Source organism: Methanomethylovorans sp., assembly GCF_041447285.1.
Lineage (GTDB): Archaea > Halobacteriota > Methanosarcinia > Methanosarcinales > Methanosarcinaceae > Methanomethylovorans.
This window is the reverse complement of sequence record NZ_JBGMEB010000009.1, coordinates 95,934-122,461: the sequence shown is the minus strand read 5'-3', so window position 1 is coordinate 122,461 and position 26,528 is coordinate 95,934. Positions and strand designations below refer to the sequence as shown.

16 protein-coding genes and 2 tRNA genes are annotated in these 26,528 nt (G+C 40.1%); 12 read left to right on the top strand and 6 right to left on the bottom strand.

All coding sequences use genetic code 11. From position 1 onward, the window contains the following. The first annotated feature begins 132 nt into the window (after positions 1 to 132). The 8 genes from uvrB to ACC612_RS06635 all read left to right on the top strand — a co-directional run bounded on the left by uvrB (position 133) and on the right by ACC612_RS06635 (position 8,853). Entirely contained in the window at positions 133 to 2,112 is a 1,980-nt protein-coding gene (gene uvrB, locus ACC612_RS06670) for an excinuclease ABC subunit UvrB (RefSeq protein ID WP_371853713.1), read from the top strand. Positions 2,113 to 2,320: 208 nt separating this feature from the next. After that, positions 2,321 to 2,392, top strand: a tRNA-Gly gene (locus tag ACC612_RS06665). A gap of 145 nt (positions 2,393 to 2,537) precedes the next feature. After that, positions 2,538 to 3,896 carry a deoxyribodipyrimidine photo-lyase gene (locus tag ACC612_RS06660; protein WP_371853712.1) on the top strand — a complete coding sequence of 453 codons (1,359 nt, stop codon included), beginning with the start codon at positions 2,538 to 2,540 and terminating at the stop codon, positions 3,894 to 3,896. A 177-nt stretch (positions 3,897 to 4,073) separates the two neighbouring features. Continuing rightward, positions 4,074 to 4,835: a hypothetical protein gene (locus ACC612_RS06655; RefSeq protein ID WP_371853711.1), complete on the top strand. Its 762-nt coding sequence runs from the start codon at positions 4,074 to 4,076 to the stop codon at positions 4,833 to 4,835. Positions 4,836 to 5,228: 393 nt separating this feature from the next. Then, positions 5,229 to 5,693, top strand: a complete 465-nt coding sequence (locus ACC612_RS06650; protein WP_371853710.1) for a MarR family winged helix-turn-helix transcriptional regulator — start codon at positions 5,229 to 5,231, stop codon at positions 5,691 to 5,693. A gap of 17 nt (positions 5,694 to 5,710) precedes the next feature. Next, the gene (locus tag ACC612_RS06645) at positions 5,711 to 7,075 is read left to right on the top strand and encodes an MATE family efflux transporter (protein ID WP_371853709.1); all 1,365 of its coding nucleotides are present in this window, start codon (positions 5,711 to 5,713) and stop codon (positions 7,073 to 7,075) included. A gap of 250 nt (positions 7,076 to 7,325) precedes the next feature. Further along, positions 7,326 to 8,687: an MATE family efflux transporter gene (locus ACC612_RS06640; RefSeq protein ID WP_371853708.1), complete on the top strand. Its 1,362-nt coding sequence runs from the start codon at positions 7,326 to 7,328 to the stop codon at positions 8,685 to 8,687. 81 nt (positions 8,688 to 8,768) lie between these two features. Then, positions 8,769 to 8,853 (top strand) — tRNA-Leu (locus tag ACC612_RS06635). Positions 8,854 to 9,308: 455 nt separating this feature from the next. On the opposite strand, the gene ACC612_RS06630 is transcribed toward ACC612_RS06635, so the two are convergent. Further along, entirely contained in the window at positions 9,309 to 9,647 is a 339-nt protein-coding gene (locus tag ACC612_RS06630) for a DUF3795 domain-containing protein (protein ID WP_371853707.1), read from the bottom strand. A 109-nt stretch (positions 9,648 to 9,756) separates the two neighbouring features. On the opposite strand from ACC612_RS06630, the gene ACC612_RS06625 reads away from it, so the two are divergent. Continuing rightward, entirely contained in the window at positions 9,757 to 10,101 is a 345-nt protein-coding gene (locus ACC612_RS06625) for a HEAT repeat domain-containing protein (protein ID WP_371853706.1), read from the top strand. 162 nt (positions 10,102 to 10,263) lie between these two features. On the opposite strand, the gene ACC612_RS06620 is transcribed toward ACC612_RS06625, so the two are convergent. After that, positions 10,264 to 10,512: a hypothetical protein gene (locus ACC612_RS06620; RefSeq protein WP_371853705.1), complete on the bottom strand. Its 249-nt coding sequence runs from the start codon at positions 10,510 to 10,512 to the stop codon at positions 10,264 to 10,266. Between the two features lie 806 nt (positions 10,513 to 11,318). On the opposite strand from ACC612_RS06620, the gene ACC612_RS06615 reads away from it, so the two are divergent. After that, positions 11,319 to 16,067 carry a disaggregatase related repeat-containing protein gene (locus ACC612_RS06615; protein WP_371853704.1) on the top strand — a complete coding sequence of 1,583 codons (4,749 nt, stop codon included), beginning with the start codon at positions 11,319 to 11,321 and terminating at the stop codon, positions 16,065 to 16,067. A 326-nt stretch (positions 16,068 to 16,393) separates the two neighbouring features. Beyond that, positions 16,394 to 17,182: an HD domain-containing protein gene (locus tag ACC612_RS06610; protein ID WP_371853703.1), complete on the top strand. Its 789-nt coding sequence runs from the start codon at positions 16,394 to 16,396 to the stop codon at positions 17,180 to 17,182. Positions 17,183 to 17,238: 56 nt separating this feature from the next. On the opposite strand, the gene ACC612_RS06605 is transcribed toward ACC612_RS06610, so the two are convergent. The 4 genes from ACC612_RS06605 to ACC612_RS06590 form a co-directional block, all read right to left on the bottom strand. Beyond that, positions 17,239 to 18,654, bottom strand: coding sequence for a sodium:solute symporter (locus ACC612_RS06605; RefSeq protein ID WP_371853702.1), 1,416 nt, complete (start codon positions 18,652 to 18,654; stop codon positions 17,239 to 17,241). A 346-nt stretch (positions 18,655 to 19,000) separates the two neighbouring features. Further along, complete coding sequence (locus ACC612_RS06600; RefSeq protein WP_371853701.1) at positions 19,001 to 19,654, bottom strand: LysE family translocator; 654 nt, start codon at positions 19,652 to 19,654, stop codon at positions 19,001 to 19,003. Positions 19,655 to 19,742: 88 nt separating this feature from the next. Next, positions 19,743 to 21,422: an ABC1 kinase family protein gene (locus ACC612_RS06595; RefSeq protein WP_371853700.1), complete on the bottom strand. Its 1,680-nt coding sequence runs from the start codon at positions 21,420 to 21,422 to the stop codon at positions 19,743 to 19,745. 204 nt (positions 21,423 to 21,626) lie between these two features. Continuing rightward, a complete protein-coding gene (locus tag ACC612_RS06590; RefSeq protein ID WP_371853699.1) occupies positions 21,627 to 24,884 on the bottom strand; it encodes a PGF-pre-PGF domain-containing protein in 3,258 nt (1,085 codons plus the stop codon). A gap of 295 nt (positions 24,885 to 25,179) precedes the next feature. Between ACC612_RS06590 and thrC the strand changes: the two genes are divergently transcribed. After that, entirely contained in the window at positions 25,180 to 26,523 is a 1,344-nt protein-coding gene (thrC, locus tag ACC612_RS06585; protein ID WP_371853698.1) for a threonine synthase, read from the top strand. Positions 26,524 to 26,528: the final 5 nt, after the last annotated feature.

Genomic DNA, 26,528 nt, shown 5'->3' with positions numbered 1-26,528 from the left:
ATGATCCGGTGAATTTGTGATTGGAGTGAATACCCTGAGTTAATACCTCGGTATGCATTATCGTATTGTGAAAACATTACCTCATTTACAAATGCATACTTTTATACTCCTATACTAAGATAAAACGCAGGTATGCGCCCTTTCACATTAGTATCTGATTATTCTCCCAAAGGTGACCAGCCAGAAGCCATATCCCGGCTGACAGAAGGCATTAACAAAGGAGTGAAGCACCAGACATTACTGGGTGTAACAGGTTCAGGTAAAACATTCACAGTAGCTAATGTGATCCAGAATGTCCAGCGGCCTACTCTGGTAATCGCACATAACAAGACTCTTGCAGCACAATTGTTTTCAGAGTTCCGTGAATTCTTTCCTGATAATGCCGTAGAATACTTTGTCAGCTACTATGATTATTATCAGCCCGAGGCTTATCTTCCTACTACGGATACGTATATCGAAAAGGATGCTTCCATAAATGAAGAGATTGAAAGATTGCGTCTGTCTGCCACTAAGTCTCTTATGGAGCGCAGAGATGTGATAGTAGTATCGAGTGTTTCCTGTATCTACAGTTTGGGTTCACCACAGGAGTGGCGGGCTATGACAGTGATGCTCACTGTAGGTGAAGAGATAGATCGTTCTACTTTGTTTGCAGATCTTATCAATATCCAGTATGAGCGTAATGATATAGAGCCAGCGCAAGGAACTTTTCGCTCAAGAGGAGATACTATTGAGATATTCCCTGCTCAGGAGAAGCGAGGTATAAGGATAGAATTGTTCGGTGACGAGATCGAAAGGATCGCTTATTTCGAACCTCTGACAGGTAAGGTGCAGGAAGAACTAGGTATGGGGGAAACTCTGGCCATCTACCCTGCAAAGCATTTCGTCATGCCACAGGAATACATTGACAAGGCACTTGTAGACATCGAAGAAGAACTTACTGGACAGCTTGCCAGGCTGCGGGCCGAGAACAAGCTGCTAGAGGCTCAGCGTCTGGAACAGAGAACAAAGTTTGATATGGAAATGATCCGGGAATTGGGGTATTGTAGTGGTATAGAAAACTATTCGCGTCATTTTGATGGTAGAAAACCCGGAGAACCACCTTCTTCACTGCTGGATTTCTTCCCAGAGGATTATCTGATGGTAATAGATGAGTCGCATGTGACGATTCCTCAGATAAGGGGTATGTATAACGGTGACAGGGCAAGGAAAGAATCTCTGGTTACATACGGTTTCAGGCTTCCCTCAGCTCTGGACAACAGACCCCTGAAATATGATGAATTTGCACGACACATTAACACAGTCGTTTATGTCTCTGCCACACCTGCTGAATATGAAGTGGAGCTGAGTAAGTCTGTAGTGGAGCAGATCATCCGGCCTACCGGACTTGTAGATCCGGAGATAACTATCCGTCCGGTGGAGAATCAGGTAGATGACCTTATTGGAGAAATTTCGAAGACTACCGCCAAGGGTTACAGGACACTCGTTACTACTCTTACCAAGAGAATGGCTGAAGAACTCACGGAATATTTACATGAACTAGGTGTCAAGGTGCGTTACATGCATTCGGATATTGATACCATTGAGAGGACTGAAATAATCCGCAGCCTGCGTAAGGGTGATTTCGATGTACTGATAGGTATTAACCTCCTGCGAGAAGGACTGGACATCCCGGAGGTTGCACTGGTTGCCATTCTGGATGCGGACAAAGAAGGTTTCCTTCGCTCAGAAAGGTCTCTGATACAGACCATAGGCAGGGCTTCGAGGAATGCCGAGGGAAGGGTAATACTGTATGCTGATAACATTACAGGTTCGATTGAACGCGCTGTGAATGAGACAAACAGGCGTCGTAAGCTTCAGATGAAATTCAACGAAAAACACGGGATTATCCCTCAGACCATCAAAAAAGCATTGCAGCGTGAACTTGTGGAGGTTGAGGAATCAGCAATACCTGAAGCGCTTGTGTTGGCAGAGGACAAGTCTGAAAAGGAGGTTTCTGATATGATTATTGACCTTGAGGCTGAGATGCACCTTGCCGCAAAGAACCTGGAATTTGAGAGGGCTGCAGAGCTTCGCGACATGATCAAGGAACTGCGTACAAGCTATTCACTGTGAATGTCGCAGTGTTTAAGTGTGTTTTTCAGTTTTAGACTTGGGATTGGTTAGTGAATATCTGATGTGTACTTGTTTTTGTATTCTTTTCTTTTTTCTAATTTTTGCTGAAAAGTAAATAAATATTGGATTTATTGTCGTTTTCAACCATATTATACGCAGATGATGCGAAAATGTTATATTACAAAAAGACGTGTATAGGCTGCTTAATGCGCCGATGGTCTAGCGGCTATGACTGGGGCCTTCCAAGCCCTAAACCCGGGTTCGAATCCCGGTTGGCGCATTGTTTCTTATTTCTCTTTTCTGCAATCGTTTTCTGTTCATTTACTTGCATGTTTACTTGAGTGTTTTTCAGTGGCTTGTCTGGCATTCTGTAAATATAGTTGTGACACGTGAATATCTAGTAAGCAGTATAATGGTTGGATCTTATGTATTCAAAGTCACTTTTCATATTCAGGCGGGATTTGCGTGTTGATGATAATACTGGCCTGATAGAGGCTCTTCACTCTTCACACGAGGTATTACCCTGTTTTATTTTTGATCATAGATTGCTAAAGGATGGTAAATACAGTAAGAATGCTCTGCAATTCATGTTAGAGTCCCTTGCAGACCTGGAAAAACAGCTTGAGTTGGTGAGTGGAAAACTGTATCTTTTCTCAGGCTTGCCACACGAGGTAATTGAAAAGTTGATCCGTGAAGAAAGTATAGATGCTGTTTTTGTGAACTGTGATTATACCCCTTTCAGTGCCCGAAGGGATGAATTGATCTCTATGGTTTGTGCTGAACATGGATTGAAGTTCCATCAGTTTCATGATGCAACCTTGCAAGTTCCAGGTTCAGTGAAAACTCAGCAGGGGAAGATGTATCAGGTGTTCACACAGTTCTTCAGGGCGGCTAGCAAGCTTTCAGTGGAAGTGCCTGTTCACGTTGAAAGAGGCAATTTCTGCAACTCTTATATCTCAGATGCTCTTGAGGCAATTCCTGAATATGATTCTGATAACCCGGAATTATTTGTTCATGGCGGCAGCAGCAATGCTCTGGAGCTGCTGTCTGATCTTAGCAGGTTTGCAGATTATGATCGATTACGGGATATCCCATCTGTAATGGGTACTACTGGACTATCAGCTCACAACAGATTTGGAACTGTATCTATTCGGGAGGTTTACCACTCTTTAAGGGACCATCTAGGGTCTGATCACACTCTGATTTCAGAGCTTTATTGGAGGGATTTCTTCATTCAGCTTGCATCTGAGCACCCCAGGGTGTTTGGTCACGCCTTCAGGGAAAAATTCGATAACCTCCATTGGGATAATGATCCTGTAAGATTTAATGCATGGTGTGAAGGTAAAACAGGTTTTCCTATAGTTGATGCTGGCATGAGGCAGCTTAATACTACTGGTTATATGCACAACAGAGTTAGGATGATAGCAGCTTCTTTCCTTGTGAAAGACCTTCACATCGATTGGCGTTTGGGTGAGATATATTTTGCCCGGGCACTTGTAGATTATGATCCATGTGTAAATAATGGAAATTGGCAGTGGTCAGCATCTACAGGTGCAGATGCAACTCCATATTTCAGGATATTCAATCCATGGCTGCAGCAGCAGAAGTTCGATCCGGAATGCAAATACATTAAAAAATGGGTGCCTGAATTGGGGGACCTAAGCCCAAAAGATATCCATGCATTGGAGAATAAGGCTTTACCGAAGGATATTGTTTATCCACAGCCGGTGGTGGATCACAAAGTGGAAAAGAATAAGACTTTGGGAATGTTCAGGTTTGTATAATGCGATCAATTGATAGAGGATTTACAGTTCAAAATTCTATATTTTATAACCAGTTATCTTTATTATACTCTTTTATATAGTTAAACTCAACACATAATATCTTTTTTTAATCTCTATGTGCTGATCGTATACATTTTATATAATGTTAAACCTTAACCATTTTAGGGAGCATTTAAAATGAAACTAAAGTTACTTTCTCTTTGCTTTATTCTTGTATTGTCATTGAGCTTTATATCAGGTTGTGTTGATGAACAAACTAAAAGTGCTGAAAATTCATCTATTTCCGGCACAGTTGATGAAGTAAAGTTTGCTGAAGTTATGAAAGAGGCAAATTCAGCATATATCAAATCACTTGTATTAACAAGCCAAAAAAATGTTTCTGCTTCTCAAGCCAGTATCGATGAACTTGTTAATAAATTAACCTATGTATCAGATAATTATGGGCAAGCACCACCTGCTATGTATGCAAATGATACCTCCTGGACAACTGAAATAGAAAGAGCAAAACTGATAGCATCAAATTCACAGGAACTGCTTGCAGGTGGGGATATTGAAGCTGCCCACACGGCTCTTGAGCCAATGAGGGATCTGTTTTATAGCCTGCACGAACGGAATGGCGTTATACGCATGGGAGATCTTCTTACAGTATTCCATGCAACAATGGAAGAAGCTATAGGTGCTGCAAGTGCCAATGATACAGAAAAGGTTGCCACCTATGTCCCTAAATTGAAAAGTGAATGGCAAAATGTGACAAATGCTGAAAAGCCATCAAGTGCAGATGAGAATTATGCACAGGTCCTTATCCAGGTTGATAATGCAATTGTGGTATTAAATAATTCAGTTTCTTCTGGTAATTCAACAGAGGTTAAAACCAATGCTGAAAACCTTAGACTGGCTTTTTCCAAAGCATTTGCAAAATATGGTGTTGTAATATCCTGAGATGGATCACAAAAGTGCAGATTTCATTCTGCACTTTATTTATACAGCCGATTGTTCTATTTCGATCTCTCCGGATATACTGCAATAAATTGCTACTATTTGCTTGATGTGCATTTTTTGCAGATTTTCTTTACAAGAGAACTAATAATTTTTATGTTATTTTTATTGTACATTATTCTATTTAATAGTACTAATTTGAATGTAAATATGAATTTTAATTTAATTCTAGTTTCATACGAAACTATTATATATTCTATGCAACTATTATTTATAGGCTGCAATAGATACTTATCTCCTATCCTTCAAGGATTAATTTAGTTTCATATGCTACTATTTATTTAATATTTCAAATTTCAACAAAAACAACCAGATCCTGAAAGTGAAGGGTAAAGTATGGATGATGCAATAATGTTACTAGGTTCGATTGCCCATATCCAGCGGAGTAATTTAGCCTATATGGCAAAAGAACTCGAAACTTATCGAATTGGAAGTGGGCAATTTGAGTTTTTATTGGTTTTATATCATTATGATGGAATATCCCAAGAAGCCATTGCAAAACTCCTAAAAGTGAGCAAAGCAACAAGTGCCAGATCAATCCAGAGTCTTGAACAAGAAGGTTATGTTTACAGGCAGAGGGATGAAAATGATCTTCGAGCTTACAAGGTTTACCTGACTGAAAAAGGCAAAGGGATGAGAGAACTAATATTGGAAAAACAAGCTTCTATGATAAAAATTCTCTTTTCTGATTTTACCTATGAGGAAAAAGAAATTATGAAGCTCCTTCTCCATAAAGCTGCTATTAAACTTTTTGAGCCCGGATTCGAGCCTCCATCTGATAAATCAAGTGAGATGAAGTAAAACAGTGAGATGAAAAAATGGATGAAAAAAGTGATTTTCTTGGTAAAGATAATGTACGAAAGCTCCTTTTTAAGCTTTCAACTCCTATCATTATTGGAATGCTGGTGCAGGCTCTTTACAATGTAGTTGACACGTTTTTCGTGGGAATGGCATATGGAGAAGATAGTGTCCCTGCTATAGGCGGGCTTTCTATAGCTTTTCCAGTCCAGATGATTATAATGGCTTTTGGAATTGTTCTTGGAACAGGTGGATCTTCCATAATCTCCCGGGCTCTTGGAGCACGAAATAATGAAAAAGCAGAAAGAGTTCTTGGAAATGTTTTTTCCCTGAGTTTGGTTTTAAGTGTGCTTATAGCAATTCCTTGTCTTCTTTATCTTGAACCCATTTTAAGAGTATTCGGAGCAACTGATGGAGTTCTGCCCTATGCAAGAGATTATCTGAAGTATATTATTTTAGGCGGTATTTTCTTTGTCTTTGGAGTGGCTGTTCAGAATATTGTCAGATCAGAAGGCAATTCCAGACTTGCTATGAATGCTATGCTTCTAGGAGGCGGCCTCAATATAATACTTGATCCGGTTTTCATGTTTGGTTATGGGATGGGTGTTGAAGGCGCTGCAATTGCAACTGTACTATCTCAAGCCGTAGTTTCTGTATGGCTGTTGCTGTACTATCTTAAAGGGAAAGGCACTGTTCATTTCAGATCACAAACTTTAACGCCAGATTTTCAAATCATTAGGGAAATAGGGGCCATTGGTACTGGTTCTTTTATTATGGAATGTTCAAACAGTATTATGATGATTATTGTGTATAATGTCCTTGCAATTTATGGAGGAGATGTCGCAATTGCTGTTTTGGGTATAGTCATGAAGATCAATTCTTTTATCTTTCTGCCCCTTCTTGGTATGGGTTTTGGCCTGCAACCACTTGTTGGATTTAATTATGGGGCAAAGAAATATGATAGAATAGTAGAAGCTGTAAAAATGTCTTTGGTGATAGTAACAGTCTTTGGATTGTTTGGTCTGCTCATTATTTACATTTTCGCAGAAAAACTTCTTATTATTTTCAGTGCAGACCCAGCATATCTGGAAATGGGAAAAACTGCTTTAATAATAATGGTCCTGGGTACGCCTTTGATAGGTCTGAACGTAGTTGCATCGATCTTTTTCCAGGCATTAGGGAGAGCCAAACCTGCTTTTATTCTTTCTATTAGCAGGCAGCTACTGTTCCTTATTCCTGCAGTTGTGCTGCTTCCCCGTTTTTATGGCCTGAATGGAGCTTGGGCAGCTTTTCCTGTGTCGGATCTCTTGGCATTTATGCTCTCCGGGTTTTTGCTTTTCAGGGCATATAGGCTATTTGAGAAGAGTAAAAAGCCCATAGGGTGAAATACGGGATCCAGAATTTCCTATTGTATATCATCCTCTTTTTTATTTCTTGTTTCAATTCAAGACCAGTTATATTGCATTCAATGGGAAATTATTAATATGAGCAGGGCGTTTCCCATGCTTTCTAAATTTCAAATAGATAATCAATGAAGAACATGTATGACACTTATTGGGATAATAAATTATCAAAAATTAAACTTTATCATGGGATTGTTGCAGCAGATAACCTTGTATTTCGATGTGAGTGGAAATGGTAACTGAGGATCAACTGCGTTCTGAAAGCATAGGTAAGCTCTTTAAAAGGTTTGTTTTCCCCGCAACCATGGGTATTGTAGTGGCTGGTGTACAAACCATTATCGATGGGTATTTCATAGGTAATGGCGTGGGCAGTCAGGGGCTTGCAGCTGTTACTCTGGCTTTTCCCGCAGTAATGTTAATTGTTGCTGTAGCTGTAATGATGGGCATGGGTTCTTCCAGTCTTGTGGCTCTTGAGCTTGGCAGATCGAACAGGGACAAGGCCAGGAATATAGTAGCCAATGTTTTCCCTCTTGTGTTCGTTGTAGCTGCTGTTATCACAATAGCGGGTCTTGCATTTGGTGACTCCCTTTTAAGTTTGTTCGATGCGCCTGTAGTTGTCCAGGATATGGCGAATGATTACATGAGTGCAGTATTCATAGGTTCTGTGTTCTTCCTGCTTGCCATGACTCTTGACCCACTTGTGAGGAACGATGGTTATCCTACAATCGCCATGAACATCATGGTGATTTCCGTATTGACAAACCTGGTCCTTGACTATGTCTTTGTCATGAAAATGGGTATGGGGGTATCCGGAGCAGCCATTGCAACGGTAATAGCATTCGCTCTGAGTGCGGTTCGTTTGACGTTGCATTTCTTTAGCAGCAAAGCAGGTCTGAAAATGAGCCTTAGGAATTTCAGGTTTGAACCGCGAAGCGTGCTGAAGATATTGGAAAGCGGGCTGCCTTCCTTTGCCATGCAGTTATCGTTATCTGTGCTGTTTTTTGCACACAATTTCGTGCTTTTGAAATATGGTTCGGATGCAGATGTATCAGCTTATGGTATCATAGGTTATTCTTTCTCCATATTCTACATGCTGTTCGAGGGGATAGCTATGGGGATGCAGCCGATTATAGGATTCAATTACGGTGCGGGTCTGTATGACAGGGTGTGCAGAACTCTGAAATTTGCCATGATGACATGTGTTGCTGTGGGTACGTTGGGATTTCTGATCTTCTTCATGTTCCCTGAAAAAGTGGTGCAGTTTTTTACCCCAGGTGATCCTTTTCTACTTGGGGTTACTGTAGATGGCATGAGGATATTCGTGCTTTCTTTGCTTGTACAGGGCGTTGTGGTTGTGAACGCCACATACTACCAGTCCATAAACCGGGTCAGGTCTGCTCTTTTCATCCACCTGGGTAAGATCTTTGTATTCCTGCTACCGCTTTTGTTCACATTGCCCATGATATTCGGGGTCAAAGGTGTGTGGTTCGCAACTCCGGCAGCCGATTACCTGATGTTCTTCATAGTGATGGTCATGTTTGCCGAAGAACTGAAGGAGTTACGAGGAGAGAATAAGATGTGTAGCCGTAAGTAATCTGCTACAAAACGACTTGATCTTAACCAGATTCCGCAATATTAATATGTGAAGTCTCTATTTACAACATATCCTTTTTGTGCGGGGGTTGCCCAGCCAGGTCAAAGGCGCAGGGCTTAGGACCCTGTTTCGTAGGAATTCGTGGGTTCGAATCCCACCCCCCGCATACGAAATTTGGGTTGTAACAATGATCTGAATATAACTGATTTTATTCTTGTAGTGAATTTATGAAGAGTAGTATAATGTGAAACTTGTTTTAGTCCAATTCTCAACTTCAATTTATCATTAATTCTACAAGTTCAACAATACTTATGTAGTCCACATTGATCTATTCTTTCAACAAAATCAGAGTCAATAGCTGATGTTGTGTATATTTCCTTTTTGAATATTTACAAATATTGATCGGAAGGTGAGATTTTGCTGATACAGCTAAAGCTATTTCAACAAACTTTAAGCACTTGTTATGCAAAATACAGTCGTCCCCTTTGTGTTTCAGTGGAAAGTAATACTCAGGAGATTTATCCTTTTTAAATTGTTATGTCGAAATAATATAGAATGTAGCTTTTCTACAGAGCCCCTTTTCAGTAAAGATAAAGACATAGCAAGTCTTGAAAGTTAAATTTAGTATTTCCCGTATACATTTTTCCAGGTATCGGCTATTTTAATGAATTCATCGTAACCGTTGTGTTTGATGAATTCTATTGCCTGCTTGTATTTTGCATACTTATATCCTTTTTTTTCGTAGAACTCAATGATGGTCTGGCATGTTGAAGTGTCCGGGCAATCGGCACAGGAATTATAGTTCTTGCTTATGCAGCATACCTTGATCTTGCATTTAGCCTTAGTGATATCGCGCTTATTGTTTTCATATCCGAGCTTACAGCCCTTACACAGTTGTTCTTTCAATAATTTGCATGTTCCACAATATGCACCACAGCAGCCAATTTCTATCAAAGACATTCATCCCACCACTTACTGTTAGACAATTATTTCTCTTAAACATCTTTCTCCTAAAACTTAACTACTTGCAGGATGCATCTATAGTATTCATCAGAAGGGGTTATTCTACATGCTGTTCGGATTTGGTAAGCCAAATGTTAAAGATATGGAAAAGAACAACGATGTAAAGGGATTGATTGAAGCACTTAGTTACGAAAAAGATGTGCAGGTTCGCAGGGAAGCTGCATATGTTCTAGGAAAGATCAAAGACATCTGTGCTGTTGAACCTCTTATCAAGGCCTTAAACGATGAGGACAATTATGTCCGTCGACAGGCTGTGGATGCACTGGGTAATATTGGGGATACCAGGGCAGTAGAGCCTCTTAATAAATCCCTGAGGGATTCCAATAATTATGTCTGCCAGGGAGCTGCAGATGCACTGAAAAAGATAGGGGATAAGAAGGCTACGCAGTAAATGTTTTTATCCCTTTTACAGGTGATTTCACAGATTGATTATGTTGGTTCAGCAAATTTGTATTTAAGCTTCTCATTATACTGAGCACTTTTATTATGATAAATTCTTGTTAATGTAGCAACAATTCTTCAATTTCTTTTATATCACTGTACACTAGTTATGTCATAGTTTTGCTTCCGCAGTCTTTTTTCTAATCAATGACTCCCATTTTCCATCAATTTTTATTATGTTAATTGTTAACATATCTTTTATTTTTAAATAATATGGGCGCAACCCAAGGCATAAAAGCAAAAAATGCCTCAAATTTTCCATTGAAATTAGGGCTTCAAAATTTATCAACAATATCTTATTTATTTGCATATCGGGAATATGTTTTAGATGAAGGAGGTGCAATCCTTTTCTAATTTTCATTAAAAAAGATGTTTTAATACTTTATCATAGTTGATGAAGCTTTATAATCTACTATTTTTCAAATTAGGGTTATATAGTTGCTTTTTAAATGATTTTAAGCCAGGATACTGGTTATGTCTATCTTTGACTTTATATAGGTCTCTTAAATCAAATTTTATCGATCCAGGTATCAAATTATGTGCAAATTTTGGGTTTAAAATATGCGCAAAAATAGACTTTATTCATTAAAAAAGAAGCAAATTGATATTTTTTTGTATAATATCTTTTTATATTTGCTAAAATGCAAATATGGTGTTATATAACACTCAAATTTAAAATTTGAGCTATTATAAGGTATTAAGATGGTAAGTATCTTTATATATCTAAAATCTAATTCCGAACTTGTGCCAAAACTGGCTGTTGACAAAATAGAGATAAATCAGCAAAAATTGATTTGCAATCTCTATGGGCTGTCATTTCCGAAATAGCAGAATATCAGTAATCTTATATGAAGTCCAAAACAAGTCAAATTAATTTGTTTGTGGATAACCCCAATCTCTTCCGTGAAATAAGATGATTTTCTGCAACAAGATGCCCCTTTGGGCATCTGCCCCACCATAATTTCCACGATGGTGGCAGTCTCTTAGAGATATATGAATAATGAATATTAAATGCTAACAGACTTGTTTGGTGTTAATATTCATGGTATATTGAATCAAAAAAGACAATTTCACTGATTTGTATCTTATTGTTAACAGAAAATATTACGATTTTGTTTCAATAAAATGTAATAATTCAACTGAATGGAAAAAGAGGTGTAAAAGTATATGGTAAAACGTTTCTGTAATAAAGTTCTCGAAAGATTTAGCGCTCACAGGTGGGCTAAATCCCGTCATGTGTTACTAATTGCTTTATTGGTTAGTAGTTGCTTCATTTCATTAAAAACTGCTTCCTCTAAAAAATCTAAACTCTCAAAAACTCAAAATAAAGACCATCATTTCAAAAGAATATCATTTTTCCTAATTGGTCTATCATTTTGCTTCATTTGTTTCTCTATAATTGGTGCCGGTCTATCTTCGGCAGCAACCGTATATGTTGGTACAAGCAGCACAAGTGGAACTGTAAACTACCAATGTGACGGAACAAATGACCATGTTGAAATTAACAAAGCTCTCGCATATATAGACGGCCAGGGTGGCGGTACTGTATATTTGAGAGGTCCTAATACATACTGGATAGACAGCACTCTTAACATCGGTGCTAATACAATACTTACAGGTGACTCTACTGCTGAAATTAAACTAGTTGCAAGTGCAGGATGGTCCAGTGAAGTACCTATGATCGCAAACATAGGTACAGATGGCGATATAACAATCACAGGTTTCACTATAGATGGAAACAGTGCTAATCAGGCTGTATCCCTGGGAGCCGGATATTACAATATGATGCTTTTTGATGGCGGCGACAACATCGAAGTTTCTGATATGCGTCTTGAATGGGGATGCGGTGATGGCTTACAGGTAAGAAAAGCCAGTAGCGTAAAATTCACTAACAATGATGTGTATAAGCTAGGTCATGATGCTCTATATGCTATGGGATGCAGCAATGTCGAATTCGCTTACAACACTGTATTCACAAGAACAAATAGTGCATGCAGGTATTCAGATGGTAATACTGATTCCACTATCCATGATAATCTGATCTATGCGTCCAATTCCGGTGATTCTACAGGTCCTGCAATTCAGATAGGAACATCTGCAACTACAAGTCATGTATTTGATGATATTGAAATCTACAACAATCGCATTCACAGTATCAAAGGTGCAGGTATCTGGATGTCTGCAAATTATCAGGATAATGTGATCCATGCTAAGGATGTGTACATTCACCACAACATCTTCACAAATGTTGGACAATACGCTACAAATACTGGTTTTAGTAATGCTGCCATTGTTTTGGGTGACTTTGACAACACTATCATCGAGAACAACGTATTCGATGATGGTGGACATGCTGCCATAAAGTATTTCCTGAGATCCGGAAGGCGTCAGCAACAGACCCAATTCACAACTTACGTCAGAAACAACATTATTATGAACAGTGATGGTGTTTCTTCAGTTACAGGATCAGGTGTGGGTATATGGAATACCAATCCAACTTACTCTAAGTTTGTAGTCCAGAACAACGACATCTACAACAACAAGAATGGTCAAACATATGGCAGCGGTTTTACGATGAGCAACAACCTTAATGTTGATCCGCTATGTGTTGATTCAACAGATTCAAGTGCTGGTTCCCGGGACTATCACCTAGGGAGCAAAGCAGGTCACTATTCAAGCGGAAAGTGGGTAACAGATTCAGTCTCCAGTACGCTTATAGACGCAGGATATTCAAGTTCATCATACAGTAAGGAACCTTCACCTAATGGTGGAGTTGTCAATATCGGCAGATATGGTAACACTGCACAGGCATCCAAGAGTGGCTCGGCAGTTTCAAATGAGATAGATGCTGAACCAGTTGCAAATGCAGGTTCTGATAAAACCGTTACCTTAGGGTCAACTGTCCTCTTCAGTGCAAATTCTTCCAGTGATGATGTGGGAGTATCTTCCTACTCTTGGGACTTTGATGCATCAAATGGCATCACCTCCGAAGCTACCGGTGTGACAGCCACGAAGAAATTTACAACTGCTGGAACATACACTGTGACTCTTATTGTTACTGATACGAGTAACCAAACAGCCACAGATACGGTGAATGTAGTTGTTAGTGAAACAACAAGCACAACAACACCAACAAATACGACAACGGATACAACTTCAGATGAAACTACCTCTACGGGCAGTTCTGTTTCATACTCTCCTACCTATGACAATAGGTTGCGTTCGGATTCAACTAGTACAGTGCTTTCCACTTCAACCTATCTTGACATTGGAGCGACTTCAGCAACTGCCAGAGATGTAATGTTGTTCGATCTCAGTGACTACGACACTACAGATACAATAACTGCGGCTACACTTTCTCTCTATTGGTATTATCCCGCAAGTAAGACACGTACTTCCGATACTGTAGTTGAGGTCTACAGGCCAGTTGCCTGGGATCCAAAGTACGTGAGCTGGAATAATCGTGCTTCTGGTACTGCCTGGAGTACAGCCGGAGGAAACTGGTATGACAAGAACGGTGCTGCTCAGGGTAGTATACCATACGCAACTCTGACCTTCCCGGCAAGCACAGTGCCTGGCAACAAATATTATGATTTCGATGTCACACAGCTTGTGCAGGAATATGTAAGTGGTACTTACGAGAACACTGGTTTCTTCCTCAAGGCAAAGTCTGAAAGTGGTAATTACATTGCATTCTACAGTGCTGAATCTTCAAACACTGCCATGAGGCCAAAGTTGACTATATCATCTACATCAGGAGGTTCAACTTCCTCTGGTGGGTCAACTACTATAGATAGTGTACCTGTTGCCAATGCTGGCTCTGATATGCCTGCAACAGTGGGTTCAGCTGTCAGTTTTGATGGTAGTGCTTCCACTGATGATGTAGGTATAGCTTCATATTCATGGGACTTTAATGCATCAAACGGTATAACATCTGAAGCTACTGGCGCAACACCAAGTTACACATATGCAGCTGCAGGAACATACACTGTGACTCTTACTGTCACAGACACAAGTGGTCAGACAGCCACAGACACAGTTAATGTAGTCGTTAGTGGAACTACAAGCACAACAACACCAACAAATACAACAACAGATACAACTCCAGATGAAACTACCTCTACGGGCAGTTCTGTTTCATACTCTCCTACCTATGACAATAGGTTGCGTTCCGATTCCGCGAGTACAGTGCTTTCCACTTCAACCTATCTTGACGTTGGAGCAAGTTCATCAACTGCCAGAGATGTAATGTTGTTCGATCTCAGCGATTATGATACCACTGATACAATAACTGCGGCTACACTGTCCCTCTACTGGTATTACCCTGCAGGTAAGACACGTACTTCAGATACTGTACTTGAAGTTTACAGGCCAGTTGCCTGGGATCCAAAGTATGTGAGCTGGAATAACCGTGCTTTTGGCACTGCCTGGAGTACAGCTGGAGGAAACTGGTATGACAAGAACGGTGTTGCTCAGGGTAGTACTCCATATGCAACTCTGACCTTCCCTGCAAGTACAGTACCGGGTAACAAATACTATGACTTCGACGTTACTGATCTTGTGCAGCAGTATGTAAGTGGTACTTACGAAAACACTGGTTTCTTCCTCAAGGCAAAGAGCGAGAGCGGTAATTACATTGCTTTCTACAGTGCTGAATCTTCAAACACTGCCATGAGACCAAAGTTGACTATAACCTCTACATCAGGAGGTTCAACTTCCTCTGGTGGTTCAACTACCCCAGATAGTTCAACTACTACAGATATTGTACCTGTTGCCAATGCTGGTTCTGATATGACTGCTACAGTAGGCTCTGCTGTCAGTTTTGATGGCAGTGCTTCCACTGATGCTGTAGGCATAGCTTCATATTCATGGGACTTTAATGCATTAAATGGGATCACTTCTGAAGCCACTGGCGCAACACCGAGTTACACATATACCGCTGCTGGAACATACACTGCGACTCTTACTGTCACAGATACAGCTGGTCAGACAGCAACCGATACAGTAAATGTGGTCGTGAGTGCAGCAACTTCTGCAGATTCTGTTCCTGTTGCCAATGCCGGCTTAGATAAGACTGCCACAGTAGGTTCTTCTGTTAGCTTCGATGGTAGCTCCTCTACTGACGATAAGGGTATAACCTCTTATTCATGGGACTTTGATTCCTCAAATGGTATCACCGCTGAGGCTGCCGGTGTAACGGCCGCAAAGACATTCTCAACTGCAGGAACGTATATTGTGACTCTTACTGTCACAGATACAGCTGGTCAGACCGCGACAGATACAGTAAATGTAGCTGTCAGTGCAACAACAAGCACAACAACCAATACATCTACTTCTACGGGAACTTCGGTTTCATATTCAGCTGTTTATGACAATAGACTGGCTGAGTCTTCTAAGAGTACAGTATATTCCACTTCCACTTACCTTGATGTTGGAAAGTCCTCTAGTAGTAGCAGGGATGTATTGCTGTTCGATCTAAGTAGTTATAAGACAACCGATACGATATCAAAAGCAACACTTTCTCTGTACTGGTATTATCCCGCAAGTAAGACACGTACCTCTGATACTGTAGTTGAGGTCTACAGGCCTGTTGCGTGGGATCCAAAGTACGTGAGCTGGAATAACCGTGCTTCTGGTACTGCTTGGACTACGGCAGGAGGAAACTGGTATGATAAGAATGGTGTTGCTCAGGGTAGCACACCATACGCAACTGTAACCTTCCCGGCAAGCACAGTGCCTGGCAATAAATACTACGACTTTGATGTCACACAGCTTGTGCAGGAATACATCAGTGGCAAGTACTCTAACACTGGTTTCTTCCTCAAGGCAAAGACTGAGAGTGGTAATTACATTTCCTTCTACAGCACTGAATCCTCAACTACTTCCAGAAGGCCGAAGTTAACCATAACTACGTAAAGTAGAGAGAACATCAGGAGCGGAAATCATTTCGCTCCATCTTTTTTTCTAATTTTGCATTTTTTCATTCCAGTATCTGATGTAGGAAGTGTACACTCCATCTATAGGGAAACAGCAGTAGCTGAAGCAACTGGGGCTACACCAACCCATCCCGGAGAAACAACAGTTTCTTTGTCTGTCCAGGTAAATAGTTGATTGATCGATTAGGTGGACCTGTGCATAGTTGCGTTGCAATTTCGATGCATCTATGCCGCTTTTTTTAGCAAAACCATATTGTAACTTTGCTGACAGAAAAACTGATATTTATAAAATGTTTATGGGTATCGATGAAAAAAGAGGATTTTCTCAATTTAAGGGCATGGTTCCAAAATTATGTCAGATCATTTTATTCGGAAGATACTTTTATTTCACAAAACGTTCTTCTTAAGGAAGATCATAGCATCCGGGTCTGTGAAAATGCGTCTATGATTGCGATCTCAGAAGGAATGGATGAAGAAAACTATTATCTTGCCCTTACCATAGCTCTTCTGCATGATATAGGTCGTTTTGAACAGATCAGCAAGTACAGGACATTTAATGACCGCAGGTCTGAGAATCATGCTCTCTTAGGAGTAAAAATATTAAAATCAGAGGGAATCCTTGCATTTGTATCCCCTGAAGAGCAGGAAATAATTCTCACAGCTATCCAGAATCATAATTTAAGAAACATTTCTGCTGAGCTTGATGGGAAAACTCTCGTTCATGCGAGACTTATCAGGGATGCTGACAAGCTTGATATTTATAAGATATTGGACGATTACTACGTCACAAAGACAAAATCCCCAAACCCTGCTATTGATCATGGGTTACCTGATGTTCCAGTTTATTCTCAACATTTGATACAGGACATTTTTAATAACAGGATTGCAAGCACAGATGGCCTCAACTCTTGCAATGATATGAACCTCACCCGGCTTGCTTGGTTATTTGATCTGAATTTCACTGAAACCTTCAGACTTGTTAAGGAAGGGGGTTATATTGAAAAGATTATAAAATCTCTTCCTCAAAACAGTGAAATAGATGCTGTTCGAGTTCATCTGATTAAATATATGGATTCAAGGTTAGAAAATACATAAATTATGAAGAGGTTTTTTGATCCTCTTCAATACTCAAATTATAGGTATCTTCATTTTTATTCACTATCAATTGCTATCGGTAGACCTTGCTTACTGGCCAAGCTCCCTCCTATGTATGCTAAAGTCCCACAGATCAGTCCAATGAAGACTGTGTGTATTAGCGGATTGCCATAGTATTGCCATAGCACTACTGAGCCGAATGATGCTATCAGGCTGGCCACGAATCCCATGGAAGTGCCGCGCTTCCAGTATATGCCGAATATTAAAGGAACAAACACGCAGCATGCAATGACTCCCATACTTGCAGATACAAGAGGTACTATCATTTGTGGTACATCCAGAGCGAAGAATGCTGCTAAAACGATAATAATAACCCCTACTATCCTTGTCATAAGTAGCACCTGCTTGTCAGGCGTATTCGGACTAAGGAATTTCAGGATATCTGATGTCAGAGCTGTTGTTGTAACCAGTACTATAGCACTCATTGTTGACATAGCAGCAGAGATAGCTGCAAGGAGCACTATACCATCAAATCCGGCAGGAAGTAATGATGTTGCAAGGAACGGCACGAGCCCATCCGGGTTTGTCATGAACGGTGCCAGTTGTTCTGAAGTAAATACTCCATATGCCAGTATACCCAGGGAAAATATACAGAGAGCATAAACTGCGATGGATATAGGGCCATATATGCCAGCAAATCTCACTACTCTTTTGTCTTTGGCAGAGAACAGCATTATTAACAAATCTGGCAGTGCTAAGAGTCCGAGACTTATAGCGAATGCATTTCCAAAGCTCTTTTGCCAGGGGACTGCGTTTCCAGTCATACTCAAGACAGCATCAGGGATGTTATTCCATATCGCCATTCCTTGGCCACTGGAAATAAGTCCGCTATACAGTAGTATAGCACCTACAATCATTATAAGTCCCTGTAAGAAACTTATCCATAGAATTGCAGGCAATCCACCAATTGCATAATAGAGCGCAACGATGACAACTGCTAGTATAAGACCCTGAACATATGTTATTCCCAACAGTCCTTGGAATAGATTTCCACAACCTTTGAAGATAGCAACCAGATATACTGTGTACATCACCAGCATAATCCCGGCAAGCAGTACCTTTCCCTCTTGGGAATTATAGCGGCGCTCCAGCAGTTGAGGTACGGTCTTAGCATCATACTGCTGAGCCATGGTCCAGATCTTTGGAGCTATAAGGAATGCGAGGCAGGCAAATGCTACATGGAAGAAAACTGCCCAGATAACCCAGGGAAGGCCGGCAACGAGTCCAAATCCCCCGCCTCCTAAAAATGAAGCTGCACTAAAATAGGCAGCCATGTAAGCTATACCTATAACAGCAGGATACATCACTTGACGATCTGATACTACAAATCCTGAAAAGGTTCCTTGCTTGAGCTTCAGGGACAGCAAAATGATTGCTATTACATATATTACTAGAAGGATCTGATTAATCATGATCTCTCCTCAATATGAAAAAGAATGTAGTTCCCAGCATAACTACGACTGAAACGATCAGGACAAGGTAAGGAAGAGGCATTAAAATGCACTCCTCGCTTCCCCTTTTTTCGTCTTATATCCAATATTCGAAATGTTATTGCTTATCAACATCAAGTGCTATTTTCCTCCTCTAATGTATTCATCAATACTTAAATGTACAGTAAAGTACATCGTAGCTTAAATATGTTACTATTTGCACCTAGGTATTTTAAAAATACGAGTTAATTACCACTTCTTGTCAAAAATGTGGTCACTTGAATGTAAATTCACCAAAAGATTATGATCTATTTACGATTAAGCTCAATCATATCATCAAAGAAAAGTCATTGTAGTTTAGCAGGAACCAGAGACCAAAGATTGCCAGGAATCCTCCGCAGATATAGAGCACTCTTTCATGGGTACGGACAGATATCAGTTCCTTTCCTTTTGAAAAAGATGAGGACACAGCAACTAGAATTCCTGCATCTGCTATCCAGTGGCCTACTATAAAGGCACTTACAGCCATAATGCCTGTCATATATTCCTGAAGGATGAGAGCACTACCAGCAGTTAACCACCATATTATCAATGTAGGGTTCAATATAGAAGTTAGTATTCCAGCAGATACCGGGCCTGAAGTCATGTCTAATTTAGTGGCTGAAGAAATAATATCCGTTCTGGCTGCATCTTTTGCACTTTTGATTATATAGACTCCAAAGAGGAACATCACCAAGCCACCTATTATGGCTATGTATGAGATCATGCTATCACCGATGATGGATACTGCTCCCAAGAGGATAAGCAGAAATATTCCAAGTTCCACCAGGGCATGACCACTGAATACATAAAGGCCTGATTTCCAACCTTTCTTCAGTGAGATTCCAATGGTTGCAAACATCATGGGTCCGGGTATTAGTGCAGCAGATATGCCTATTGTGAATCCAAGAACCAATGCCTTGATAAGTTCGATTATGCCCATCACCAAAATAAGATCAGATACAGCAAATAGATTGCATGTGATATATATACCATTTGAATGGTTTCATTCCATTCATAAATAATACTGATCATATCTCTCCGGTTCTTATTATATATATTACCAGCCATAATCCAAAGAGCGCAGCCATAAGGAAACCAAATACCCCTAGAAGAGGTACACCCCATATATGAGGTTCCATTTTAGTCTGAACAATCATCGATGAACCAACTATTACGGCAGATATCAGCAAGCTTAAGGAGAGACGATTGCTTGCAGCATTTATATCAGAAGAAATCCTTTTTGCACTTTTAGGTTCGATCTCCAGTTTAATATATCCCTTTTCAGCAACATCTAGTATATGGGAGATTTTGGTGGGTGCTTTTTTGAAGACACGTGACCAGTCTAAAATATGGCTGAAAGTGTTGTGTGCAAGTTTTTCTGGACTCAAACGTTGCTTTATTATCTTTTTGCCATAGGATTCTCCAAGCTCGGTTATATTGAAATTAGGATCCATCATCCTTCCGAATCCTTCCACCGTTAATAGAGCTCTTCCTAGTAAAGCCAGGTTAGAGGGTATCTGGACTTGATGTTTTCTGAGAATGCCTGTTAACTCTTCTATTATTACCTTGGTATCCAGGTCTTTAAGAGGTCTGCCGTAATATTTAGTGCGGAAATATTCAACATCTGTCTTGAGGGACCTAATATCTGCATTGTCTCCTAAATATCCCATATCCTGTAAGGTTTCGACAAAAAAGTCTATATCTCCTTTAGTTATAGCTATAAGCTCATCAATAAGCATATTCCTTGTATCGGTAGATAGGTGCCCTACCAATCCAAAGTCAATTAACGCGATCTTGCCATCATCTTTTATTAACATATTCCCTGGATGCAGGTCTGCATGAAAGAACCCATCCTCAAAGACTTGTTTCATAAATGCATCGCCAATTGTAAGGGATATTTTGCTTCTATCAAATCCCCTCTCGTCTAAAATGTCTAAGCAGCTGCTTTTGACTCCTTCAATGTATTCCAGAGTGAGAACTCGGCTGCTGGTATGAGACCAATATATCTTTGGGATAAATATCTCGGTGTTTTTCCGGAAATTGATTGCAAAATGATCTGTATTTCTGCCTTCCTGGGTGTAATCCATTTCGGCATGAATGCTCCGGGACAGCTCGTCAACGATCTCAAGAGGTCTATATAGCCTCAATTCCGGGATATGCTCCTCTGCAAATCCTGCTATGCTGTACATTATCTCGAGGTCTGATTCGATTACTTCTTTAATGCCCGGGCGTTGAACCTTTACAACAACAACATCCCCATTTTTCAATTTTGCTCGGTGAACTTGTCCGATAGATGCAGCAGCAAGAGTCTTTTCTTCAAAGGAGCCAAACAGATCTTCTATTGGAACTCCAAATTCTTCTTCTATGATCCTCTTTGCTTCTTCATATTCAAATGGTGGAACATCATCCTGGAGTTTTGACAGCTCGGTGGCATATTCCTCTGGTATGAGGTCTTGTCGCATACTTAAAAGCTGGCCCAGCTTAATGTAAGTGGTTCCCAGTTCTTCAAATACCATACGTATTCTGGCAGGTTTTGAAACATGGACTTTTTCTTTCCTTGCTTTCCTTCCTAGCCAGGTACGTATGTCTCTATAATTACTCAAGCCAATTTGGTCAACAATATAACCAAACCCATATTTTCGAAGAACTTCGATTATTCTGCTATATCTTTTAAGCATTGAGTAATAATGGAACCTGTGATATGCCATTGTTCATCGCCTTTTTTATTTCTGGAAAATATTTACCGATAATCGAAGATCATTTTCTAATGAATTGTCCTAATTTTGATTAATATGTTAATGTTGACAAGTTAGATTAATATACATTTTCTTTTTGTAAAAAGTTAAAGTCACTGGCTATTAAAGCCAGTGTTTGCATGCTTAATACAATTTTTAATCATATGTCCGATCTCTTCACTTTCTTCTATTGTGATGCCAATACACTATTCCACATATACTCAATATTATAGAAAGCATTATAAATTTACTAATAACCCCAATCTTATCTTCCGACGAGTTATTCTGGTCTTCTGATGAATTTGTCTCTGTAGAATTGGTAGTTGGTGTAAGACTTTGGTCCAGTGGTTTTATTTCATTTTCATCTGTACCATTTTCTGTATCTGATACTTCGCTCAGTATCTCGGTTGTTATATCTGCTGTACTGATAGCAAAAGGTGAGAAACCGGGTGTTTGTGATTCAAAGTACACATATTGGTTATCTTCATCTGTGTTCGTTGTTTTCAGTTCATTCCATACATCGGCATTATACCTGTAAAGCCTGATGTTTTCTTTGCCAATGTTGTTATTTGCCATCCATTCTTTTGATACTTTAAATCCGATGATAATAGGATCAGCAATATTGCTCTCTGTTGCAAAACCGGTTTTTCCCACCCAGATGTTCATATTCTGGTAGATTGCTCCAGGTGCATTACTTTTGGCAAAAGATGATCTGGTCTTCAATACCTCTACAACTGCTGTTATTTTACCGGAGTTCTTCAGGGGTGTGAACTCTATATACCCAACATTGTTATCTTCTTCAGTGAATTCGTATCTAATGTCTTTATCCATGCTGATGAACACTGTCTTTGAGTCCTTTACCAGTACATTTGCAATGTTCTCACCGCTGGTTCCTCCTCCTCCGCTACCACCACCACTGCTTCTTGAAGAACTGGATGATGTGGTCTCTTCTTCTATCTCCTCTTCTTCGTTAGTTATCAATTGTGATTCATTAGTGGTTGTCGAGTTTCCAGGGTTAAGCACATTTATAGAAACTGTGGAATACATGGTTCCTGCGTTCACTTTTATGTTGGTGATACCTTGTACAAGGGCACTGAAATACCCTGTGGAACTATTGATGCTCGCAACAGTGGAATTGCTGCTTTCCCATGTAAAAGGTACATTAAGAGAATTGTTATTTTCATCTGTTGCCAGAGCTTCGAAAGTTGTATTGTTTCCGGTATAGTAAGTTGTTTGTTGTGGTGTGAAATTAAGAGAACTTATTGCACTGGACGCACCACTAACCACTATAGCGCATGGCTGAGGTCCCATTGATACTGATTCTCCTATCACTTTCACAGTATAGCAGCCCACTTCAGGCTCTTCGACTATTACTTGTTCGACGTTGTTTACCGTATCATCTACTACAATCTCCGTGCCATTAGGCTTCACTACAAGGAGTGTGAGATCATTGACAAGCCCTCCGCCTGCAATCTCAGAACCATAGTAATCAGTCCATACAAGTGTGACTTTTAAAGGATTGGAACTGTTGTTTACATAGTAGTTCTTTTCAATGGCATCTCCCGTTTCCAATTCAACGTTGTCTGCAAAATGTATTGATCCGCTGCTGGGATAGAGGGATTCTTTCAGATTCACCAGTCCCCATCCCTGGTTGTAATCAGGTTGCGCTGTAACGTCATTGCCATATTGCCCAGGTTGCAGGTCAGTGGCACCATTTATCAGCGTGGCCTTTAACAGAGCTGCAGAAGGTGTAATGTTCAAATTATCTACATAGTTTTGCCTTATAAGTGCCAGACTGCCAGCAACAATAGGTGTTGCCATACTGGTACCACCCATGAACATGTAATAATTTCGGCATGTATCACCTACTGGCAGCAGCCCCCATCCAGTTCCGCTTGCTACACTGGAGCGAACAGATATTATATTTGTTGCCGGTGCTACTACATCGGGTTTTATCCTCCCGTCATCTGTAGGCCCTCGGCTGCTGAACGCAGCCATTCCATCCGGATCATTTGATAGGTGGTCCGTACTAATAGGTGGGACTGGATAATCTTCCAGCCAGGAGCCTGTTCCATAGGGGATATCATACCCTGGCGTTGGAACTGATCCATGTGGCCGGTTATTTTCAGTCCCTCCTACGGTGATGCAGTTCTTTGCAGTTCCTGGGTATGAAATGGAATCTAGATCAATTATACCATCCTCATTATTGTCCACTCCACTATTGCCTGCAGCAAAGACTATTAGCATGTCCGGATGTGTCCACATGAACTGGTCTACATCTTTTGAATAGACATTGTATTCCCCATCTCCAGTACCGCCCCAGCTATTGGAATGGATGCGTGCTCCAAGTTCGTAGGCGGGTTCAAATAACGAGCTTACATTATCTCCCGGTATGTCCAATACACCATTTGCATAGGCGATAGCCTGGAAGACTAATTGTGATTCTGGTGCTATGCCTTTATAATGTCCATTGGACCATGATCCATTTCCAAGAGCAGAACCTGCAACATGTGTTCCATGGCCTTGCAGATCTTCTGCGCCATCACCTAATACATCCTGGATTGATATTATTCGTCCATAAAAATCAGGATTCATTGAGGCATCATTGACACCGGTGTCAAGACCAGTATCCGCAATTGCTATGATCTGTCCCAGTCCTGTAAGGTTGTAGTTTTCGGTGACGTAAGTAGCATTTATGATCCCTCTGGATATATCGTTGAATACAACGAATGATTCGTATTCTTCTATCCACTTTACATCTTTAATATTAGAAAGAGCTAATATGTTTGAACTTTCGATATTGATATGTATCCTGTCATTATTTGATTCATCCCGTATCGTTCCTCCCAGTGATATTATTTCCTCTGTTACTTTTTCTTTAACACTATCTTTGTCCGAAGACTCAAATAAGGAGACCATAAGTTCTACAGAGGTGTTTTCTTCCATTTCTATTTGGAGGGATGGATCAATTTTATATTCTGGCAGATATTCGCCTATCCATCTTACCTGATCCAGATTTGAAACTATGGATGCAGTGGATTCATTCATTCTTACGATAAATGCATTGTATGGGACATAGTCAAATAACTGCCCACCAGATTCACAGATATCCTGTTTCCATGTATCTTGGACAGTATCATTGAACTGGACTATATAATATTTGTACTGTTCGGGAGATTCTGTCAATACTCTCATAATATCATCAGCTATATTAACGGAATCTGTTGTTTGAATCGTCCCTGTTTTTAGCATTAGATCAGATCGTTCCTGAGAAGTCCTTTCTATTTTGTTTTCAGATAGGTCGTACTGGACAAGGATGAAATTAGGCTGAGTATCTGTTGCATCCGGATCTGTTATATCTGATACGCTATATCTTCGTTTTTCAAAATTATCTGTATCTGCAACAATCCCCGCAGCTGCACAAAACAGAAGCATGTTCAAAAGTATGATGAAAATTATTTTTTTTGTAATCACTTTAATTCCATTCCTGTGTCTATGCAATACAAGAGTGATATAACTAGAAAAATATATTTACTTTTTCATACTAAAGTATTTTTATATACCATTTTGCGAAAATAATAAATTCATAAAAGGGAGTGATTTGGTAATTGCCATAGTCTCCATCGCAATATGTTGCAAGAATAGCAACATTCTTAACCCAAAAGTAAATCATAAGTACTGAATATTCAGACAGCCCTTATACCACTAATAAAATCAATCACTGATCAGCATGAAACTCTACAGCACTAATCTCCAGGCACCTGAGGTGTCTTTTGAAACTGCTCTTATCGCAGGGCAGGCCCCGGACAAAGGCCTATACCTTCCGAGATCGCTTCCTCCTTTGTCAGAGGCAGATCTTGTGTCCCTGAAAAACAAAACATACCCAGAGGTCGCATTTCATGTATTGAGTAAGGTTCTGGAAGGCGAAATAGATGAGCCTTCCCTTAAAGCAATAACATTCGATGCTTACAACTATGATGTACCACTGGAAAAGTTAAACGACAACACTTACATTATGCGTCTTGACCGTGGTCCTACTGCTTCCTTTAAGGACTTTGCAGCCCGCCTGATGGCAAGGCTCATGCAATATTATCTCAAAAAAGAGAACAAGCAAATAACCATACTTACAGCTACTTCAGGAGATACCGGAAGTGCAGTTGCTCATGCATTCTATGGACTCGATAATGTAAAGGTCATCGTACTTTTCCCAGAGAAGGAGGTCTCAGACCGTCAGAGGAAGCAGATGACCACTCTCCAGAAGAACATTACTGCAATAGCCATAGATGGTAAATTCGACGATTGTCAGGCTATGGTAAAGAAGGCCTTTTCAGATGAAGAACTTAAAAGCCTTAATCTGTCTTCAGCAAATTCCATAAACATTGGACGTCTCATCCCACAGTCTTTGTACTATATTTATGCATATACAAGGCTTTGCAGTTATCCGGAAGAAATTATCTTCTCAATACCATCAGGCAACTTTGGGAATATGATGGGTTGTGTACTGGCAAAGACCATGGGTCTTCCTGTAAAGAAGATAATAGCTTCTGTAAACGAGAACGATGAAGTGCCTTCATTCTTAAGCAGTGGTGAATATCAGAAGATAGTGCCATCTCTTAATTGTCTCTCAAACGCTATGAATGTAGGTCATCCAAGCAACCTTGCGAGGCTTATTGCTATTTATGGTGGGCAAATGGATGAGCAGGGCAATATAAACAAGATACCGGACATGGAAAAGCTAAGAAATGATATTTATTCCAGTTCAGTGACCGATGAAGAAACAAAGTCCACTATGAGGGAAATTCTGGAGGAGTATAGTATCCTTATTGAACCCCACGGTGCTGTCGGAATAAAAGGATTAACTGATTACAGAAACAAAACACAGGATAACACTCTTGCCGTAACTCTTGAAACTGCCCACCCTGCTAAATTCCCTGGGGAAGTTAGGAAAGTCACAGGTATAGATCCTGAACCCCCGCGCAGTCTTAAAGAAATTGAAGAAAAAGAAGAACAGATGGATTTCCTGGACACTGAATACGTTAAATTCAAGGAATATCTTCTGGCAAAGATTAGATAGGCCCT

Excerpts from the sequence above, each read along its gene's own strand:
- ACC612_RS06630 (WP_371853707.1), bottom strand. The coding sequence starts at position 9,647 with ATGTCTTTGATAGAAATTGGCTGCTGTGGTGCATATTGTGGAACATGC.
- ACC612_RS06660 (WP_371853712.1), top strand. The coding sequence starts at position 2,538 with ATGTATTCAAAGTCACTTTTCATATTCAGGCGGGATTTGCGTGTTGAT.
- thrC (WP_371853698.1), top strand. The coding sequence starts at position 25,180 with ATGAAACTCTACAGCACTAATCTCCAGGCACCTGAGGTGTCTTTTGAA.
- ACC612_RS06655 (WP_371853711.1), top strand. The coding sequence starts at position 4,074 with ATGAAACTAAAGTTACTTTCTCTTTGCTTTATTCTTGTATTGTCATTG.
- ACC612_RS06640 (WP_371853708.1), top strand. The coding sequence starts at position 7,326 with ATGGTAACTGAGGATCAACTGCGTTCTGAAAGCATAGGTAAGCTCTTT.
- ACC612_RS06595 (WP_371853700.1), bottom strand. The coding sequence starts at position 21,422 with ATGGCATATCACAGGTTCCATTATTACTCAATGCTTAAAAGATATAGC.
- ACC612_RS06650 (WP_371853710.1), top strand. The coding sequence starts at position 5,229 with ATGGATGATGCAATAATGTTACTAGGTTCGATTGCCCATATCCAGCGG.
- ACC612_RS06615 (WP_371853704.1), top strand. The coding sequence starts at position 11,319 with ATGGTAAAACGTTTCTGTAATAAAGTTCTCGAAAGATTTAGCGCTCAC.
- ACC612_RS06645 (WP_371853709.1), top strand. The coding sequence starts at position 5,711 with ATGGATGAAAAAAGTGATTTTCTTGGTAAAGATAATGTACGAAAGCTC.
- ACC612_RS06605 (WP_371853702.1), bottom strand. The coding sequence starts at position 18,654 with ATGATTAATCAGATCCTTCTAGTAATATATGTAATAGCAATCATTTTG.
- ACC612_RS06590 (WP_371853699.1), bottom strand. The coding sequence starts at position 24,884 with ATGCTTCTGTTTTGTGCAGCTGCGGGGATTGTTGCAGATACAGATAAT.
- ACC612_RS06610 (WP_371853703.1), top strand. The coding sequence starts at position 16,394 with ATGAAAAAAGAGGATTTTCTCAATTTAAGGGCATGGTTCCAAAATTAT.
- ACC612_RS06600 (WP_371853701.1), bottom strand. The coding sequence starts at position 19,654 with ATGGGCATAATCGAACTTATCAAGGCATTGGTTCTTGGATTCACAATA.
- uvrB (WP_371853713.1), top strand. The coding sequence starts at position 133 with ATGCGCCCTTTCACATTAGTATCTGATTATTCTCCCAAAGGTGACCAG.
- ACC612_RS06620 (WP_371853705.1), bottom strand. The coding sequence starts at position 10,512 with ATGAAAATTAGAAAAGGATTGCACCTCCTTCATCTAAAACATATTCCC.
- ACC612_RS06625 (WP_371853706.1), top strand. The coding sequence starts at position 9,757 with ATGCTGTTCGGATTTGGTAAGCCAAATGTTAAAGATATGGAAAAGAAC.